Annotated in this window: 14 protein-coding genes; all 14 read left to right on the plus strand. The window is 70.3% G+C overall.

Features of this window, described 5'->3' with window-relative positions:
- Nucleotides 1-23 precede the first annotated feature (23 nt).
- The 14 genes from ACWGIC_RS16215 to ACWGIC_RS16280 are packed head-to-tail and all read left to right on the plus strand — an operon-like array spanning nucleotide 24 to nucleotide 15,083.
- On the plus strand, nucleotides 24-2,597 hold the full coding sequence (locus tag ACWGIC_RS16215; RefSeq protein ID WP_452076724.1) for an alpha/beta fold hydrolase: 2,574 nt from the start codon (nucleotides 24-26) through the stop codon (nucleotides 2,595-2,597).
- 24 nt (nucleotides 2,598-2,621) lie between these two features.
- Nucleotides 2,622-3,848 (plus strand): cytochrome P450, encoded by a 1,227-nt coding sequence (locus tag ACWGIC_RS16220; RefSeq protein ID WP_452076725.1) that lies wholly within the window; start codon nucleotides 2,622-2,624, stop codon nucleotides 3,846-3,848.
- Between the two features lie 40 nt (nucleotides 3,849-3,888).
- Nucleotides 3,889-4,467 (plus strand): N-acetyltransferase family protein, encoded by a 579-nt coding sequence (locus ACWGIC_RS16225; protein ID WP_452076726.1) that lies wholly within the window; start codon nucleotides 3,889-3,891, stop codon nucleotides 4,465-4,467.
- Entirely contained in the window at nucleotides 4,464-5,009 is a 546-nt protein-coding gene (locus ACWGIC_RS16230; RefSeq protein WP_452076727.1) for a hypothetical protein, read from the plus strand. The genes ACWGIC_RS16225 and ACWGIC_RS16230 overlap by 4 nt, the downstream gene beginning before the upstream one ends.
- Nucleotides 5,010-5,035: 26 nt before the next feature.
- Nucleotides 5,036-6,082, plus strand: coding sequence for a BtrH N-terminal domain-containing protein (locus tag ACWGIC_RS16235; protein ID WP_452076728.1), 1,047 nt, complete (start codon nucleotides 5,036-5,038; stop codon nucleotides 6,080-6,082).
- On the plus strand, nucleotides 6,079-7,329 hold the full coding sequence (locus tag ACWGIC_RS16240) for a DegT/DnrJ/EryC1/StrS family aminotransferase (protein WP_452076729.1): 1,251 nt from the start codon (nucleotides 6,079-6,081) through the stop codon (nucleotides 7,327-7,329). The genes ACWGIC_RS16235 and ACWGIC_RS16240 overlap by 4 nt, the downstream gene beginning before the upstream one ends.
- Nucleotides 7,326-8,174: a transketolase gene (locus tag ACWGIC_RS16245; protein WP_452076730.1), complete on the plus strand. Its 849-nt coding sequence runs from the start codon at nucleotides 7,326-7,328 to the stop codon at nucleotides 8,172-8,174. The genes ACWGIC_RS16240 and ACWGIC_RS16245 overlap by 4 nt, the downstream gene beginning before the upstream one ends.
- Nucleotides 8,167-9,282: a transketolase C-terminal domain-containing protein gene (locus ACWGIC_RS16250; RefSeq protein ID WP_452076731.1), complete on the plus strand. Its 1,116-nt coding sequence runs from the start codon at nucleotides 8,167-8,169 to the stop codon at nucleotides 9,280-9,282. The genes ACWGIC_RS16245 and ACWGIC_RS16250 overlap by 8 nt, the downstream gene beginning before the upstream one ends.
- Nucleotides 9,279-10,148, plus strand: coding sequence for a RimK family alpha-L-glutamate ligase (locus ACWGIC_RS16255; protein ID WP_452076732.1), 870 nt, complete (start codon nucleotides 9,279-9,281; stop codon nucleotides 10,146-10,148). The genes ACWGIC_RS16250 and ACWGIC_RS16255 overlap by 4 nt, the downstream gene beginning before the upstream one ends.
- A complete protein-coding gene (gene argC / locus ACWGIC_RS16260; protein WP_452076733.1) occupies nucleotides 10,145-11,146 on the plus strand; it encodes an N-acetyl-gamma-glutamyl-phosphate reductase in 1,002 nt (333 codons plus the stop codon). Before ACWGIC_RS16255 ends, argC begins: the two co-directional genes overlap by 4 nt.
- Before the next feature lie 5 nt (nucleotides 11,147-11,151).
- Nucleotides 11,152-11,973 carry a [LysW]-aminoadipate kinase gene (locus ACWGIC_RS16265; RefSeq protein WP_452076734.1) on the plus strand — a complete coding sequence of 274 codons (822 nt, stop codon included), beginning with the start codon at nucleotides 11,152-11,154 and terminating at the stop codon, nucleotides 11,971-11,973.
- A complete protein-coding gene (locus ACWGIC_RS16270; RefSeq protein ID WP_452076735.1) occupies nucleotides 11,970-13,058 on the plus strand; it encodes a M20/M25/M40 family metallo-hydrolase in 1,089 nt (362 codons plus the stop codon). The genes ACWGIC_RS16265 and ACWGIC_RS16270 overlap by 4 nt, the downstream gene beginning before the upstream one ends.
- Nucleotides 13,055-13,831, plus strand: a complete 777-nt coding sequence (locus tag ACWGIC_RS16275) for a hypothetical protein (protein WP_452076736.1) — start codon at nucleotides 13,055-13,057, stop codon at nucleotides 13,829-13,831. Before ACWGIC_RS16270 ends, ACWGIC_RS16275 begins: the two co-directional genes overlap by 4 nt.
- Complete coding sequence (locus ACWGIC_RS16280) at nucleotides 13,815-15,083, plus strand: MFS transporter (protein ID WP_452076737.1); 1,269 nt, start codon at nucleotides 13,815-13,817, stop codon at nucleotides 15,081-15,083. Before ACWGIC_RS16275 ends, ACWGIC_RS16280 begins: the two co-directional genes overlap by 17 nt.
- The last annotated feature ends 7 nt before the right edge of the window (nucleotides 15,084-15,090 follow it).

Consider the following 15,090-nt stretch of genomic DNA (forward strand, 5'->3'; position numbering starts at 1 on the left):
AGCGCATCCGGAAAGGAGGAGAGATGGACGGGGACGGCAAACGCCTGAGCAGCTATCTCAGCGCGAGGTCCGAGGCGCCGGGCGGGCCGGGACTGGTCGAGCTGAGCCGGTCGGCTCCCGGCGCGAAGAGCCTGCTGTTCGCGCATCCGGTCGGCGGCAGCCTGCTGACCTACCAGCCGCTGGTGCGGCGGTTCCCGGATTACCGCTGCTGGGGCCTGGAATCGTCGCGGGAAGTGGTCGACAGCGGCGAACCGACGGAGTCGATGCAGGATCTCGCGCGCCGCTACGCCGGGGTCCTCGACGAGCACTGCCCGGACGTCGACCTGGTCTGCGGCTGGTCGTTCGGCGGCGCGCTGGCCTGGGAGATCGCCAATCTGCTTGCCGCGCGCGGGAAACGGCCGAAGGTGGTGCTGCTCGATTCGACGTGGTCGACGGTCGAGTACGAGGAGTCGACCCCGGCCGAGGAGCTGGAATGGTTCGTCCGCGACGCCTTGCGCTCAGGCGGGCACGACGGCGAGTTCCCAGCGGGCAGCGCGGCTGAGGCAGCCGAGATCGTCGGCATGGACGAGGAGACCTTCTCCGAGCGCCTCCGGATTTTCGGGCACAACAGCCGTCTTCTCCGCAAATGGCGGCCGACGCCGGGAGATCTGGATGTCGTGGTGGTGCGCGCGGCGGAGTCGTACAAACGGGATTGGCGCACGGTGTCCTCAGGCGAGGTCGAGTTCCAGGAGTTGCCCGGCGAGCATTACGGCCTGCTGCGGAACGCCGACACCCTCGCCACCATCGAAAAGATCATCCGGAGCGCGCTGGATCTCCCGGCGAGCAGGCCGGAGGTCGGCACCGGCGCCGGGCCCGAACTGCACGCGTCGTTGAAAGAGCTGGTCGAGACGCCGCACTGGCGCGATCTTGTTCTCCGCGCCCGGAAAATGGAACCGGAAGCGATCGCCGAGGCCTACCGGGAACTCGGCAGGCGCGGGCTGCTCACGCCGGACTGGCCGGTCGAATTCGGCGGCTCCGGCCTGCCGACCAAGGTCGGGATCGAGCTGTTCGAACAGTTCATCGCCACCGGGCTGCCGGACCTGGTGTACGCGCTCACCGTGCAGATCGTCGGCTACTTCGTCCTGAAATCCGGTTCCGACCGGTTGAAACACGACCTGCTCCCGCGAATCAGCCGGGGCGAGGAATTCGCCACGGTGCTCTACAGCGAGCCGCGAGCGGGCAGCGATCTCGCGTCGCTGCGCGCGCGGGCGGAACGCCGAGGCGACGGTTACGTCCTCAACGGCGTCAAGGTGTTCAGCATCTACAGCCACATCTCGGGTTCGGCGCTGGTGGCCGCGCGCACCGGGGACGACGGCCACAAGTACGACGGCATCACGCTTTTCGTCATCGACCTCGCGGCGGAGGGCGTGACTGTCGAACTGGTCGAGACCATTCAGCCCGAGCAGATGTGCCGGGTACGGCTGCGGGACGTCGAGGTCGAAAGCTGGCGCCGGATCGGGGAGGAGGGCCGCGGCTGGGCGTTGCTCGACGGCGCACTGGCCATCGAGCGCACCGGGATCGACCACGTCGTCCGGGCGGCGCGGTGGCTGAAAGCCTTGCGCGCGGCGGCGGTCGGCCCGGACGAGCTGCAATTGCTCGAAGGACAGGTCGAATGCGCGACGACCGTCGCCCGCGCGGCCACGGAGGTGTTCCTCCGCCCGGACGCGACCGCGACGGACACCGCGGTGGCGAAGCTGTACACCAGCGAGACGTGCCAGCAGGTCGGGCACGAGGTGCTGCGCCGCTGGCGGACGCTCCGGACCGGGCCGCACGACGGCCTGGTCCGCGAGGAACTGGTGTCCGGGCTGACCGAATCTCCCGGGCTCACCCTGTCGGCCGGTTCGTCGGAGATCATGCTGTCGACGCTTTCGGTGGACCTCAAAGAGGACTGTGCCACCCGGTGCCGGGAGATCCTGCACCGGTTCGGCGGGGAACTCGCCGCCACCGTCGTCGAGGTGCTCGAACCGGTCGGTGCCGCGATCAAGGCGAAACCGCTGTTCAGCTACTCGGCCGACCGCCGCGCGGCGTTGGCGGGAACGCTGGCGGAACTGGGCTTCGACCAGGTGGAGACCCCGGAGGAGGACGGCGGGCTCGGCCTCGGGCTCGCCGTCGGCTGCTCGATCAGCCTGAGCCTGGGGTACCTCGGGTTCGAGAACGCCTACCGTCCGCCCGGCGAGCCCGGGTCGCGCGAAGGCCGGGTGCGGCACGCGGCGTACGTGCTGGGTCTCGGCATCGGACTGTTCCGGACCGCCTGGGAACACGCTGCCGGCCGCGAGCAGTTCGGCCGCAAGCTGGCCGACATCGACGCGCTGATGTTCCCGCTCATCCGTTCCTACGCCGAACTGCACGCGGTGAGCATCCGGTTGCAGGAGATCGCGGACACCCTGCCGGAGCTGGACGACGCGGCGCTCCGGCGGTTCGAACTGGTCGAGCAGGACGCCGCGGTGCGCGCGGTCCGCGCCTCGATGCAGGTGCTGGGCGCGCAGGGCATCACGGAATGGTCGGTCGCCTCGCGGTTCTACCTGCGGTGCGCGGAGAACCTCGGGCTCGCTGCCTGACTTTCACGCAAAGGAGACGTTTTCATGCGAGTCGCCCTCGATGTTTCCGAGGCCCCGGACGGGGCTTCACCGGAGATCTACGACGAATCGCTGTACTCCGCCCACGACATGCACGCCGTATGGCAGCGGATGCGTGCCGAGGGAGGCCTGCACCGGCAGCGGACTCCGGACGGGCAGCAGTTCCTCGCGGCGATGCGGCACGCCGACGTCAAAGCGGTTCTGGGCGACCACAAGACGTTCTCCTCGGCCTACAGCACCATGCTCAGCGTGCGCGGCGACGGGGACGTCGCGGCGGGGGCGGCGATCCACCTCACCGACCCGCCGCTGCATTCCGAGCTGAAGCGCGTTTTCGCCCCGCTGATGACGGTGCCGGCCACGCAACGGCTCCAGGCGGGGATCGAGGCGCGCATGCGCGAACTGTTCGACGCCGTCCGCGGCAAGGAGACCTTCGACTTCTGCGAAGAGATGATCACCTTGCCGATGACGATCACCGGCCCGCTGATGGGCATTCCGGAGAGCGAATGGCCGGTCACCGGCCGGGCGACGGTCCGCGCGATGGGCGGAGCCGACGTTCCGCGCTCCGAGCGGCAGCGCCGGATCGACCTTTTCGAGGCCCACACGACGATCATGACCGTACTCGGCGAGGTGCTGGAATCCGGTCCGCCCGAGGATTCGGTGAGCGGCCGGTGCCCGCTCGCCGCCGACGTGGTCGGGGACCCGGGCCGCGACGTCGCGCTGCTGAACGCGTACGCGTTCCTGATGGGGGCCAATCCGACGGTGCCGCAGACGATCAACCAGATCCTGATCCTGCTGGCCGGCGACGGCGACCTCTGGTCGTGGTTCGCCCGCCAGGAGCGCACGGACCAGCGGTTCGCGGACGAGGCGCTGCGCTGGGCGAGCCCGATCAACCACGTTTTGCGGCGCGCGACGGCCACTACTACGCTCGCCGGAACCGAGGTCCGGGCGGGGGAATTGGTCACCGCCTGGCCCGCCTCGGCCAACCGGGACGAGGAGGTATTCCCGGAACCGTTCAGGTTCGTCCCCGACCGTTCCCCGAACCGGCATCTCGCGTTCGGGCTCGGCGTGCACCGGTGCGTCGGCCAGCACGTGGCCGTCGCCGGGTTGAAGACGTTTTTCGATCTGTGGCGGGAAAACGTGCGGTCCTTCTCCCTCGCGGGGCCGCCGCGGCATCTCGTCTCGAACTTCTTGAACGGCGTCGTGCGCCTGCCGCTGGCGGTCCGCTGGAACTAGGCCGGACGGGGAGACGGGGATGCCGCGAAAAGGAGGACTGATGAGCGAACTGGTGACGCGCGTGGCCGGACCGGAAGACTGGCCCGCGCTCGACGAGTTCTTCGGGCCGAAAGGGCTCGTCGAATACTGCTGGTGCATGTATTTCCGGCTGGGTTCGAAGGATTATTCCGCGTGCCGCCCGGCCGCGCGCCGGGAGTCGCTCGGCGAACTGGTCCAGGGCGGGGAACGGGTCGGCGTGCTCGGCACGGTCGACGGCGTCCCGGTCGGCTGGCTCGGCGCGGGCCCGCGGCTCGGGTTCCCACGGCTGCAGCGGTCCCGCGCGGCGAAACTGCTCCCGGGCGACGACCCGGAACGGATCTGGTCGATCGTCTGCGTCTACCTGGCGCGCGAGCACCGGCACCGCGGCCTGCTCCGGCAGCTGATCGACCGCGCGGCCGAATGGGCGCGCGAGGAGAAGGCAGACCTGATCGAGGCGTACCCCGAGGACGACCGGGACCCGGCGTCCGGCTTCGACCCCTACAGCTTCCACGGCCGGGTCAGCACCTTCGAGGCGTGCGGGTTCGCCGTCGTCGAACCCCGGCTGCAGCGCAGAGCACTGGTGCGAAAGGAACTCCGGTGACCGTCCACGAAATGCTCCCGCTCGAACCGTTTCTCAACAACCAGGCGGCGACTACGCCGGACAACCTCGCCGACGGGCGGCTGAACGTCTGGCGGAACTCGATCCCGGCGCAGCCGGGGCCGCTGGAGCGGGTCGTCGACGGCGTCCCGCTGCGCAGCACCCGGCTGGACGGGAGCGGCCCGGACAACCTGGTCTGCTCGGGCCAGTGGATCGAGGTCCCGCGGCGGCGCTGGGACTGGCTGTACGTCATCGGCTGCGGCGAGCGGCGCGTCCGGGACTACGTGACCTGGCATTTCGCCGACGGATCGGCGAGCCGCGACCGGTTCGAGCTCTCCGATCTGTGGGAGGGCCGGTCGGACTACGGCGAGGAATTCGCGCTGCGCACCGACACCATTCATTATCCGCAGCACGTGCAGGAACGCATCGGCATCACCCTGTGGTGCCAGCGCGTCCCGGTCACCAGGAGGCAGCCGCTCTGCGCGCTTTCGCTGCCGGAGAACCCGGCGGTGCATTTGTTCGCGATGACGCTGCTCGGCCGCTGAACCACTGTTTCGGAAAGGTTTTCGGCATGCTACGACAACGCGGCTGGGACGGTGCGACGGGCACCTACCCGCAATGGTACGAGGATCCGTTGAGCTGCCTGCAGACCACGGTCGGCAGCATTCTGCTGGAGCACGGCCTGCGCCCGGTCGAGGTGCTCGGCCTCGCGTGCGAATTCGCGTTCGCGCCCGAGGACACTATGTGCGAGGAGTTCTACCGTCCCGCGCAAAGCAGCCGAGGCGTGGCGGCCGATCTGTGCCCCTATCACGACGTGGAATCGGAATGGACGTCGGGAAGGAATGCCGGCGACCTGGTCGAAGTGATCGAAAAGCATTCGAGCGTGATCGTCGCGGTGGACAATTACCATCTCCCGTTCCGCCCCGCTTACCACGACGTCCACGCCGCGCACCTCGTCGTGGTCCCGGCCTGGCGGAAGTCCGGCGGGGAAACCGAGTTCTACGTGTCCGACGCGCAGCCGCCCCGCTTCCAGGGGTGGCTGCCCGCCGAGCACCTGGTGAACGCGTGGACCTCCGGCAATCCGGCCGACCACCAGGACGTCTTCTTTTCCAGCAGCGAAATCGCGGGGCGGCTGCTGACGGTTCGCGTGGATTCCGAGCCGGGGGTGCTGACCGCGGACGATTTCGGCCGGGCGCTCACGGGCAATCTCGAGCGCTGGAACCTCGGCGCGGCAAGCGAATCGGACCGCGTGTGGACCGGCGGGGCCGGGGTGCGGCGGTTCGTGCAGCGGCTGCGGGAACGCAGCGGCGACCCGGCGGAACTGCGGCCCGCTTACACGTTCGGCTGGGCGATGCAGGCACAGGCGTTCCTGCACGGCCGCCTCGCGCAGGAGTTCGCGCGCCGGACGCGCCTGCCGTATCTGTCCGGGATCGCCGCGGCCGCGGACAGCGTGCTGTCGGCGTGGTCGAACCTGCGCTTGCTGAGCGCGCACGCGGCGGAACTGGCGCGGGTGCCGGAATTGATTCAGCGCCGCGGCGACGAATTGGTGCACGCGTACGAGCAATTGGCTGTCGAATGGCGGCTCGCGCTGTCGAGAGGGTGGGCTGAGGCCAGATGAGTGCCGGAAGCGGTGGGGAGCTGGCGCTCGCCGGCGGGGAACCGGTCCTGCCGTCGCTCGCGCCGGTGGACTGGCCGAGGACGACCGACGCGGACCGGGCCGCGGTGCTCGCGGTGCTGGAGTCGAACGTCCTCGTGTCCGACCGGGAGGGGCTGACCGCGGTCGAGCGGCTGGAACGGTCCTGGGCCGAGTTTCTGGGCGTGCGCCGCTGCGTCGCCGTCAGCAACGGGACCACGGCGATCGAACTCGCGCTCCTCGCCCACGGCGTGGGCCCGGGCGACGAGGTCGTGGTCCCCGCGCTGACCTTCGTCGGGACGGCGATGGCGGTGACGCACGTCGGCGCGACACCGGTGTACGCGGACGTGGATCCGGTCACCTTCACGATGTCGCCGCGCAGTTTCGGCGCGGCGATCACCGAACGCACCAAGGCGGTCGTCCCGGTCCATCTGCACGGCCTCAGCGCGGACATCGCGGCCATCACCGACCTCGCGCGCCGCCACGGCTGCGCGGTGATCGAGGACGCCGCGCAGGCGCACGGAGCCCGCTATCACGGCGTCCCATGCGGTGCGTTCGGGAATACGGCCACTTTCAGCCTGCAGATGACGAAAAACCTCCCGACTTGCGGTGAGGGCGGCCTCATCGTCACCGGTGACGACAGTTTCGCCGACAGCCTGGTCCAGCTGCGGCAGTTCGGCGAGCTGATCCGGCCGGACCAGCCGCGCCGCTACGTGAGCCATCGCCTGGGTTTCAACGCGAAGCTGAGCAACGTCCAAGCCGCGTACACCGCCAGCCAGCTGGAACGCTTCCCGGCGTATCACGCGGCGCGGCGGAAGAACGTCGCGGCTTTCCTTGCCCGGCTGCGGAATCTGCCCGGATTGGTGTGTCCCGCTGAGCCGGAGGGCTACGAGCACGCCTGGCACATCCTGCGCTTCGTCGTCGACCTGGACCGGCTTTTCCCGGACCTGAGCACGGCCGCCGCCCGGACGCTGCTGATCCGGGCCCTGCGGGCCGAGGGCGTGCCCGCGACCCGGTACCAGATGATGCCGTTGCCCGATCAGCCCGCGCTGCGGTCCCTCTGCCGGCAGCCGCCTGCCTGGCCGGTCACCCAGGATGTCATCGACCGGAGTTTCACCGTCCAGCAACGGCATCTGCCGCCGGACGCCGGGCCGTTGCTGCAGAGGTTCGCCGACGCCGTCGAGAAAGTGTGGGCGAATCTCGCGGTTCTGGAGAGAGGCGCGGTCTCGTGACCACAGCTGTGCGCAAACCGGATCTCGAAGCTCTGGAAGCCCGCGCGGACCGCGTCCGCGAGCACATCGTCGAGATGTGCGCCGGGCCGGAGGGCGGTCATCTCGGCGGTTCGATGTCGTCGGTGGAGATCCTGGTCGCCCTGTTCTTCCACGTCATGAACATCAATCCGGCCGACGCCGAGTGGAAAGGCCGGGACGTTTTCGTCCTGAGCAAAGGACATTCGGCGATGGCGCTGTACGCGACGCTCGCCGAACGCGGGTTCTTCCCCCCGGAGGAGATCGGTACCTTCTGCCGTCCCGGCAGCCGTTTGGCGACCCACGGCAACGTCGCGGTCCCCGGCGTCGAATTCGCCACCGGTTCGCTTGGCCACGGACTCGCCCTGGCGAACGGCGTGGCCTGGGCGCAGCGCAAAGCGGCCGCACCGCCCGCGAACACCTTCGTGCTCGTCGGCGACGGCGAGTTGCAGGAGGGTTCGGTGTGGGAAGCGGCGCAGGTGAGCCGGGCGTCCGACGCGAGCAACCTGGTCGTGGTCGTCGACGCGAACGACTTCCAGCAGACCGGCTCCGTGCACGAGGTGAGCGACGGCGCCCCGGCCGCGCAACGGTGGTCCGGCTTCGGCTGGCACACCGTCGAGACGGACGGGCACGACCTGTCCGGGCTCTGCGCGGCGTTGGAGGAAGCAGCCGGAGCGGGAGAGCCGGCGGCAGTGGTGTGCCGGACGGTGAAGGGGAACGGCGCGGGGCTCCTCGCCGGGCGGGCGGTGTCGCATTTCGTCCGGCTCGACGCGGAGAAGCGCAGGCGGGTCGAAGCCGGGATGCGGCGGGGAGGGCCGCGCCGTGGCTGAAACCAAAACCGAGCGCAAGAGCACCCGGGCCGCCTTCTCGAGCGCGTTGCCGGAGCTGGCGATACGGCACAACGTGCTCGTGGTCGACACCGACACCGGGACTGTCATACCAACTCCGGAGATGGAATATCTCAACGTCGGTATCGCGGAATCCGCCGCAGTGGGTCTCGCCGCGGGTGCCGAACACCTCGGCTGGCGAGCGCTCGTCTGCACCTTCGCCGCCTTCTCGGCGAGCCGGGCCTTCGAATTCGTCAAGCTCGACATCGCCTATCCGCGGCGGCGGGTGTGCATCGTCGGCACGCACGGCGGTGTGAGCGGCGGCTGGCTGGGCCCGACGCACCACTGCGCCGAAGACCTCGCCCTGATGAACGCGCTGCCGAACATGCGCGTCGTCGTCCCGGCCGACGCGCGGCAGACAGTCTCGCTGCTGGAGCAGTGCCTGGAGTACGACGGGCCGACCTACCTCCGGCTGGGGCGCAAGGATTCGCCGGTCTTCAGCGGGCTGGCCGAACCGGAGCTCGGCGTCCCGCAGGAAGTCCGCGCCGGGCAGGACGTCGCGCTGGTCGCCACCGGACCGGAGATGCTGCTGACCGCGCTGGAAGTCGCGCGCGGACTGCTGGCGGAGGGCTACCGCGCCCAGGTGGTCAACGCGCACACAGTCGATCCGGAATCGGCCGCCGCGGTCGCCGACCTCATCGCCGGCGAATGCCAGTGGCTGGTCACGCTGGAAGAAGCGTGGCCCTCGGGCGGCATGGGCGCGCAGGTCGCCGCGGCGGCCGGGGCGCGCGGGATCCGCTGGCTGCCGATCGGTCTCGACGGCTTCCTGGCCCCGGGTTCGCACGCGGACCTGCTCGCTTCCGGCGGGCTCGACGCCGCCTCCGTTCTCCGCCGGGTGCTGGCTTTCACCGGAGAACTTCAACCGACAGGGAAGGGGACGCACATGCTCACCGAATGCCTCAGCTGCGCCGGGGACGTCCAGATCCAGGCGGACAGCTACCCGGGCGAGATCGTCAGCTGCCCGAAATGCTCGGCGGAGCTGGAAATCTTCTCCACCGCCCCGCTGAAGCTCGCGATCGCCCCCGAGTCCGAAGAGGATTGGGGCGAATGACCGCCGGGGCGCTGGGGATCGTGCTGTCGGTCGTCCGCTACGAGGAACGCCGCCTGCTGTCCGAAATGGACGATCGCGGGCTCGCGGTGCACCGGCTGGACCCCCGCGCGATGTCGTTCGCGCCGGAGCAGCTCGACCGGCTGCCGGGCTTGACGGTGCTCAACCGCGAGATCTCCGCACAGCGCGCGCTGCTGATGGCCGAGACGCTCGAAGCTTTCGGGGCGTACCCGGTCAACGACGCCGAGTCGAGCCGGATCTGCGGCAGCAAATGGTCGACGTACCTGCGGCTGCGCCAATCCGGGATCCCGACGCCGGCGACACTGCTCGCGCAGACACCCGAAGCGGGGTTGCTGGCGATCGAAGCGATCGGCTACCCGGTTGTCGTCAAACCGCTCGGCGCGTCGTGGGGCAAGCGGGTCAGCCTGATCAACGACCGCTACGCCGCCGAGGCCGTGCTCGAACACTGCGCGGAACTGCCGTCGGCGGCGATGCGGACCGCGATCGTCCAGGAGGCGGTCCGGCCCGGTTCGCCGGATCTGCGGGGCATCGTGGCCGACGGCGATTTCCTCGGCGCGATCGTCCGCTCGGGCGCCGACTGGCGCAACAACGTCGCGCGGGGAGCGGAAGTCGAACTGCTCGCACCGGACGACGAGGTGCGCCGGCTGTGCCTCGAAGCGACGGCCGCGGTCGGCGCCCGGGTGGCGAGCGTGGACCTGGTCGAGGGCGCGGACGGACGGCGGCTGGTGCTCGAAGTCAATTCCCGGCCGGAGTTCCGCGGTTTCGAGAGCGCGACCGGCATCGACGTCGCGGCCCGGATGGTCGACCTGTGCGCGGGTGCCGTCCTCGAAGAGAGGGGGACGGCGTGAAGCGGATCGCGGTGGTGGGCGGCCGGGGGTTCGTGGGCGGCGAACTGCTCCGGCTGCTCGTGCACCACCCTGGCGTCGAGGTCGTGGCGGTCACCTCGGACACGCACGCGGGCCGGGCGGTGGAGACCGCGCATCCGCCGCTGCGCGGCAGCGGCCTGCGGTACCGGCAGCGCGCGGACCTGGAGCCGGTGGACCTCGTGTTCCTGGCGGGCGTGCACGGTTCCACCGCCAAGATCCTCGGCGAGATCAGCGAGTACGCGCCGAAGATCGTCGATCTGACCGCGGACTTCCGGATCGAGGACGCCGAGCTCATGCAGCGTTATTACGGCTGGAATCGCGCGGGAGACGGCGCGTTCGTCCGGGGATTGCCGGAACTGCACCGCAAACAGATCGTGGACGCGGATCGCGTCGCGGTTCCCGGCTGCATGGCCACCTGCGCGATCCTCAGCCTCGCGCCGTTGGCTCAGCGCGGTCTCCTCCGCTCGGTCCAGGTCGACGCACGGACCGGCAGCAGCGGCTCCGGAGCGTCCGCCGACACCTCGAACTCCCATGCGCTTCGCAGCGGTGTGCTGCGGGTGTTCGCGCCGTTCGGCCACCGGCACGAAGCGGAGGTGACCGAGGCGCTCGGCGTGGAGTCCTCGATGACGGTCACCGCGACGCCGCAGGTCCGCGGAGTCCAGACGCTGGCGCGAGTGCCGGTCGAGCTGAGCGAACGGGAACTCGTGCGGCTGTACCGGGAGGACTACGGCTCGGAACCCTTCGTCCGCCTGCTCACCAGCTCGCGCGGAGCGTTCCGGTATCCGGACCCGAAGGTGCTGCTCGGCTCGAACTACTGCGACATCGGCATCGCCGTGGACAACCGGGGCAGCGCGCTCGTGATGGCCAGCCTCGACAATCTCGTGAAGGGGGCGGCCGGCGGCGCTGTGCAGTGCATGAACCTCCTGCTCGGCCTTCCCGAGACCAGCGGGCTGGCCTTCCCCGGATTGCACCCGGTGTGAGCGCGATGAGAATCGTGGCGAAATGGGGCGGCAGCCTCCACGAACGCGGGACCGGCCTCGCCGACGACCTCGCGGCGCTGTGGCGCACCCACCGGATCACCGTGGTGCACGGCGGATCCCGGGACATCGACCAGACCCTCGGCGAACTCGGCCTGCCGCGCCGCACCCTGCGGTCCCCGGACGGCATGCAGACGAGATACACCGACGCGGCGACGCTCACCGCGGCGATGATGGCGTTGCGCGGGCGGACGCAAGCACGGCTGATCTCGGCGCTGCGGCAGCGCGGGGTCCCGGCCGTCGGACTGTCCGGAATGGACGGAGGGCTGGTCCGCACCGAGCGCAAGGCGGCGATCCGCGCGGTGTCCGACGGCCGCACCCGGGTGGTGCGGGACAACCTGGCCGGCCGGATCGTCAGCGTGGACCCGAGCCTGCTGGATGCCGTCCACGCGCTGGGAATGGTGCCGGTCGTCTGTCCGCCGGGTATGACCGCCGACGGGCAGCCGACCAATGTGGACGCCGACCGGATGGCCTGCGAGATCGCCGCGGCCTGGCGCGCGGACCGGCTGCTGCTGTTCACCGACACGGCGGGGCTGCTGGCCTGTCCGGACGATCCGTCGTCCACCGTCGCCGCGCTGAGCGTGGCCGACGCCGAACAGCTGGTCCCGGCTCTCCGCGGCGGAATGCGGATGAAGGTCGCCGCCGCGACGCAGGCGCTCGGCAAAGGACTGCGGGCGGTGCAGATCTGCGACGGACGCGGGGGAGCGCCGCTGACCGAAGCGCTCGGCGGAGGCGGAACCTTGATCGGGAAGGGGCTGGGCCCGGCATGACGATTCAGGATTTCAGCACGCGGGAGGGCGAGCTGGTCGACAGCGCGGCGGTCGCGCTGCTGGCCGAGGCGGTGTCGATCCCGTCCGTCTCCGGGGACGAGCGGCGGCTGGCCGAGCGGCTGCGGGAGGCATCGGCGGGATTCGGCGCGGACAGTTTTCTTGACGCCGTGGGAAACGTGCACGCGGTGGTCGGCAGCGGCGCGCGCACGGTCATGCTGCTGAGCCACCTCGACACCGTTCCCGGCGAAGTGCCGTTCGAGCACAGCGATACCCGCATCCGCGGCCGTGGCGCAGTCGACGCCAAGGGACCGCTGATCGCGATGCTCGTCGCCGCGCTCACCAGCCGCGACCTCGGCCTGCGCGTCCACTGGGTCGGCGTGGTCGAGGAGGAGGCGTTGTCGTCGCGCGGCGCGGAGCACGTCCGCGAGACCGTGCCCGAACCGGACGCTGTGCTGGTGGGAGAGCCGAGCGGGGCGTCAACGGTGACCGTGGGCTACAAGGGAATGGTCCAGCTCGACGTCCGGTGCGAGGTGACGCGCACGCACACCGCGACGCCCGAGCTGAAGTCGAGCGAGACGCTGATCGCGGCGCTGGCCCGGCTTCTCGACGTCTTTTCGACGCGCGGCAACGCGCACTTCGCCGACGTCGGCATGGTCGTCAAGAACGGCCGCTTCGAGCCGTTCTCCAGCAGCTGTTCGCTGTCTTTCCGCACTCCGCCGGGGATTTCGCCCGACCAGCTGCGCCGCCAGGTCTCGGCAGTGCTGGGCGAACACGCGGCGGTGACGCTGGCGTACGAGGTCCCGCCGGTGGTCGTGCCGCGGAGCTCGCCGTGCGTCCGGGCGCTGTCCCGCGCCATCGCCATCGAGGGCCGGAAACCCCGGTACAGCCTCAAAACCGGCACCAGCGACATGAACACGCTGAGCCGATCCTGGACGGTCCCGATGGCCACCTACGGCCCCGGCGACCCGGAGCAGAACCACACCGACGGGGAGCACATCGCGATCCCGGAATACCTCGCGGGCGTCCGGATCCTGCGGACGGCACTGCGGGAACTGGACAACTCGCTGCTGGAGGCGAAGCCGTGACCGAACTGCTGGCGTTGTGGTGCGTGCCGCGGTCGCGCTCGACCGCGTTCGAGCGCGCGATGTACGAGCGCGGCGATTTCCTGGTGGTCCACGAACCGTTCTCGCGCGTCTGCGATTTCGGCGTCGCGGAGGTCGGCGGCCGGACCTGCACGAGCCAGGACGAGGTGATGGCCGCGCTCCTCGAAACCGCGTCCGGGCGGCCGGTGTTCTTCAAGGACACCACCGACTTTCCCTTCGACCGGCTCGGCGCGAACCCGGCTTTCGTGCGCCGGTGCCGTCACGCGGCGATGATCCGGAACCCCCGGGACACCGTGCGCTCGCACCTCGTGCTGCAAGCGGACGCGACGTCGCAGGCGATGGGCTTCCGGAACCTGTGGGACGTCGTGGCCACCGTCCGCGCCGCCGGGATGCCGATGCACCTGGTCGACGGCGACCGGATGGTCCGCGACCCCGAGCACGAGATGACCGCGTACTGCGCGGCGACGGGAATCCCGTTCGTGCCCGGTTCGCTCGCGTTCCGGAAGGAGCCGCCGCCGAGCTGGGGCGCCACCGGACGGTGGCACGCCGGGGCGAGCGCGTCGACCGCGCTGGGCGTCGCCGCCCGCACTCGGCAGGAACTGCCCGCCGAACTCCAGCCGGTCGCGGAGAGATACGAACGCGACCAGCTGCCGTACTACGACCGGATCAGGGCGGCGCTCGACGGGAGGAACGGAACACCGGAAGCAGTCAGCGGGCAAGAATCGCAGAGGAGTGCACATGAGTTTGGGGCGTAGCTTCACCCGCCTGTGGATGTCGCAGGTCCTGTCGAACTTGGGCGACGGCCTGGTGATCGCGGCCGTGCCCCTGCTCGCCGTGGTGGTGACCAGGGACCCGCTGCTGATCGGCGGGCTCACCGTGGCGCAGTTCCTGCCGTGGCTGGTGTTCACCCTGCCTGCCGGGGCGCTCGCCGACCGGGTCGACCGGCGGTTCATCATGGTCTGGGGGAACGCGGTCCGGGCGGCCGGTTTCCTGCTGCTGGTGGCGATGCTGGTCGCGCACCTGCACAGCATCGCGATCCTCTACCTTGCCGTCTTCCTGACCGGCACCGCCGAGACTCTGGTGGACAACGCCGCGCTGACCGTCCCGCCGAGGCTGGTCGAGCGCAAGGACCTGGAGCGGGCGAACGGCAGGCTGTTCGCCACCCAGTCGGCGATCCACAGCTTCATCGGGCCGCCGGCTGGCGCGGCGCTGTTCGCGATGTCGGCGGTGCTGGTGTTTTCCACCAGCGCCGGGCTTTTCGCGCTCGCCGCGCTGGCTTTGGTGACCCTGCCGCGGATGCTGCCCACCGCGAACGACACGAGCGGCGGCACGCATTCGGCGGGCGACGTCGTGCGCAGCATCAAGGAAGGCTGGTCGTACTTCTGGGACCACCGGCTGCTGCGCCGGGTCGCGTTCATCTCCGCCTCGATCAACTTCTTCTCCTCCGCCACGGCCAGCCTGCTCGTGCTGATCGCGACCGGCCCGCTCGGGGTGACGACCTCCTGGTACGGGTTCTTCATCGCGGTGCCCGCGGTGGGAGCCATCCTCGGTTCGCTGATCGCGGCCAGGGCGGTGCCGCTGCTCGGCGGCGGTCCGGTCACCTGGCTCGCCGCCCTCGTCCCCGCCGCGAGCTACGCGGCGCTCGGCCTCACCCACAGCGTGGTCCTGGTCGAGATCCTCATGTTCCTGAGCGCGATCGCGACGGCGCTCAACCAGATCGTGGTCAGCACGCTGCGGCAGGCAGCGGTGCCGGACGAACTGCTGGGCCGGGTCACCGCCGCGTACCGGCTGATCGTGCTCGGCGTCGTGCCGGTGGGCGCGTTGCTGGGCGGCGCGCTGGCCCGCTGGCAGGGGACGGGAGCCACCTTCGTCGCGGCCGCGATCGGGCTGACGATCTCCGCGTTCGTGTTCGCGTCGCGCGTGACGACGCGCGGGCTGAAGGAAGCCGAGCAGGCCGGTCATTCCCCGAAGGCCGCCCCGCTCGAACCGATCCCCGGAACGGACTGAGTTCCGC

Source organism: Amycolatopsis sp. NPDC054798 (assembly GCF_053611505.1).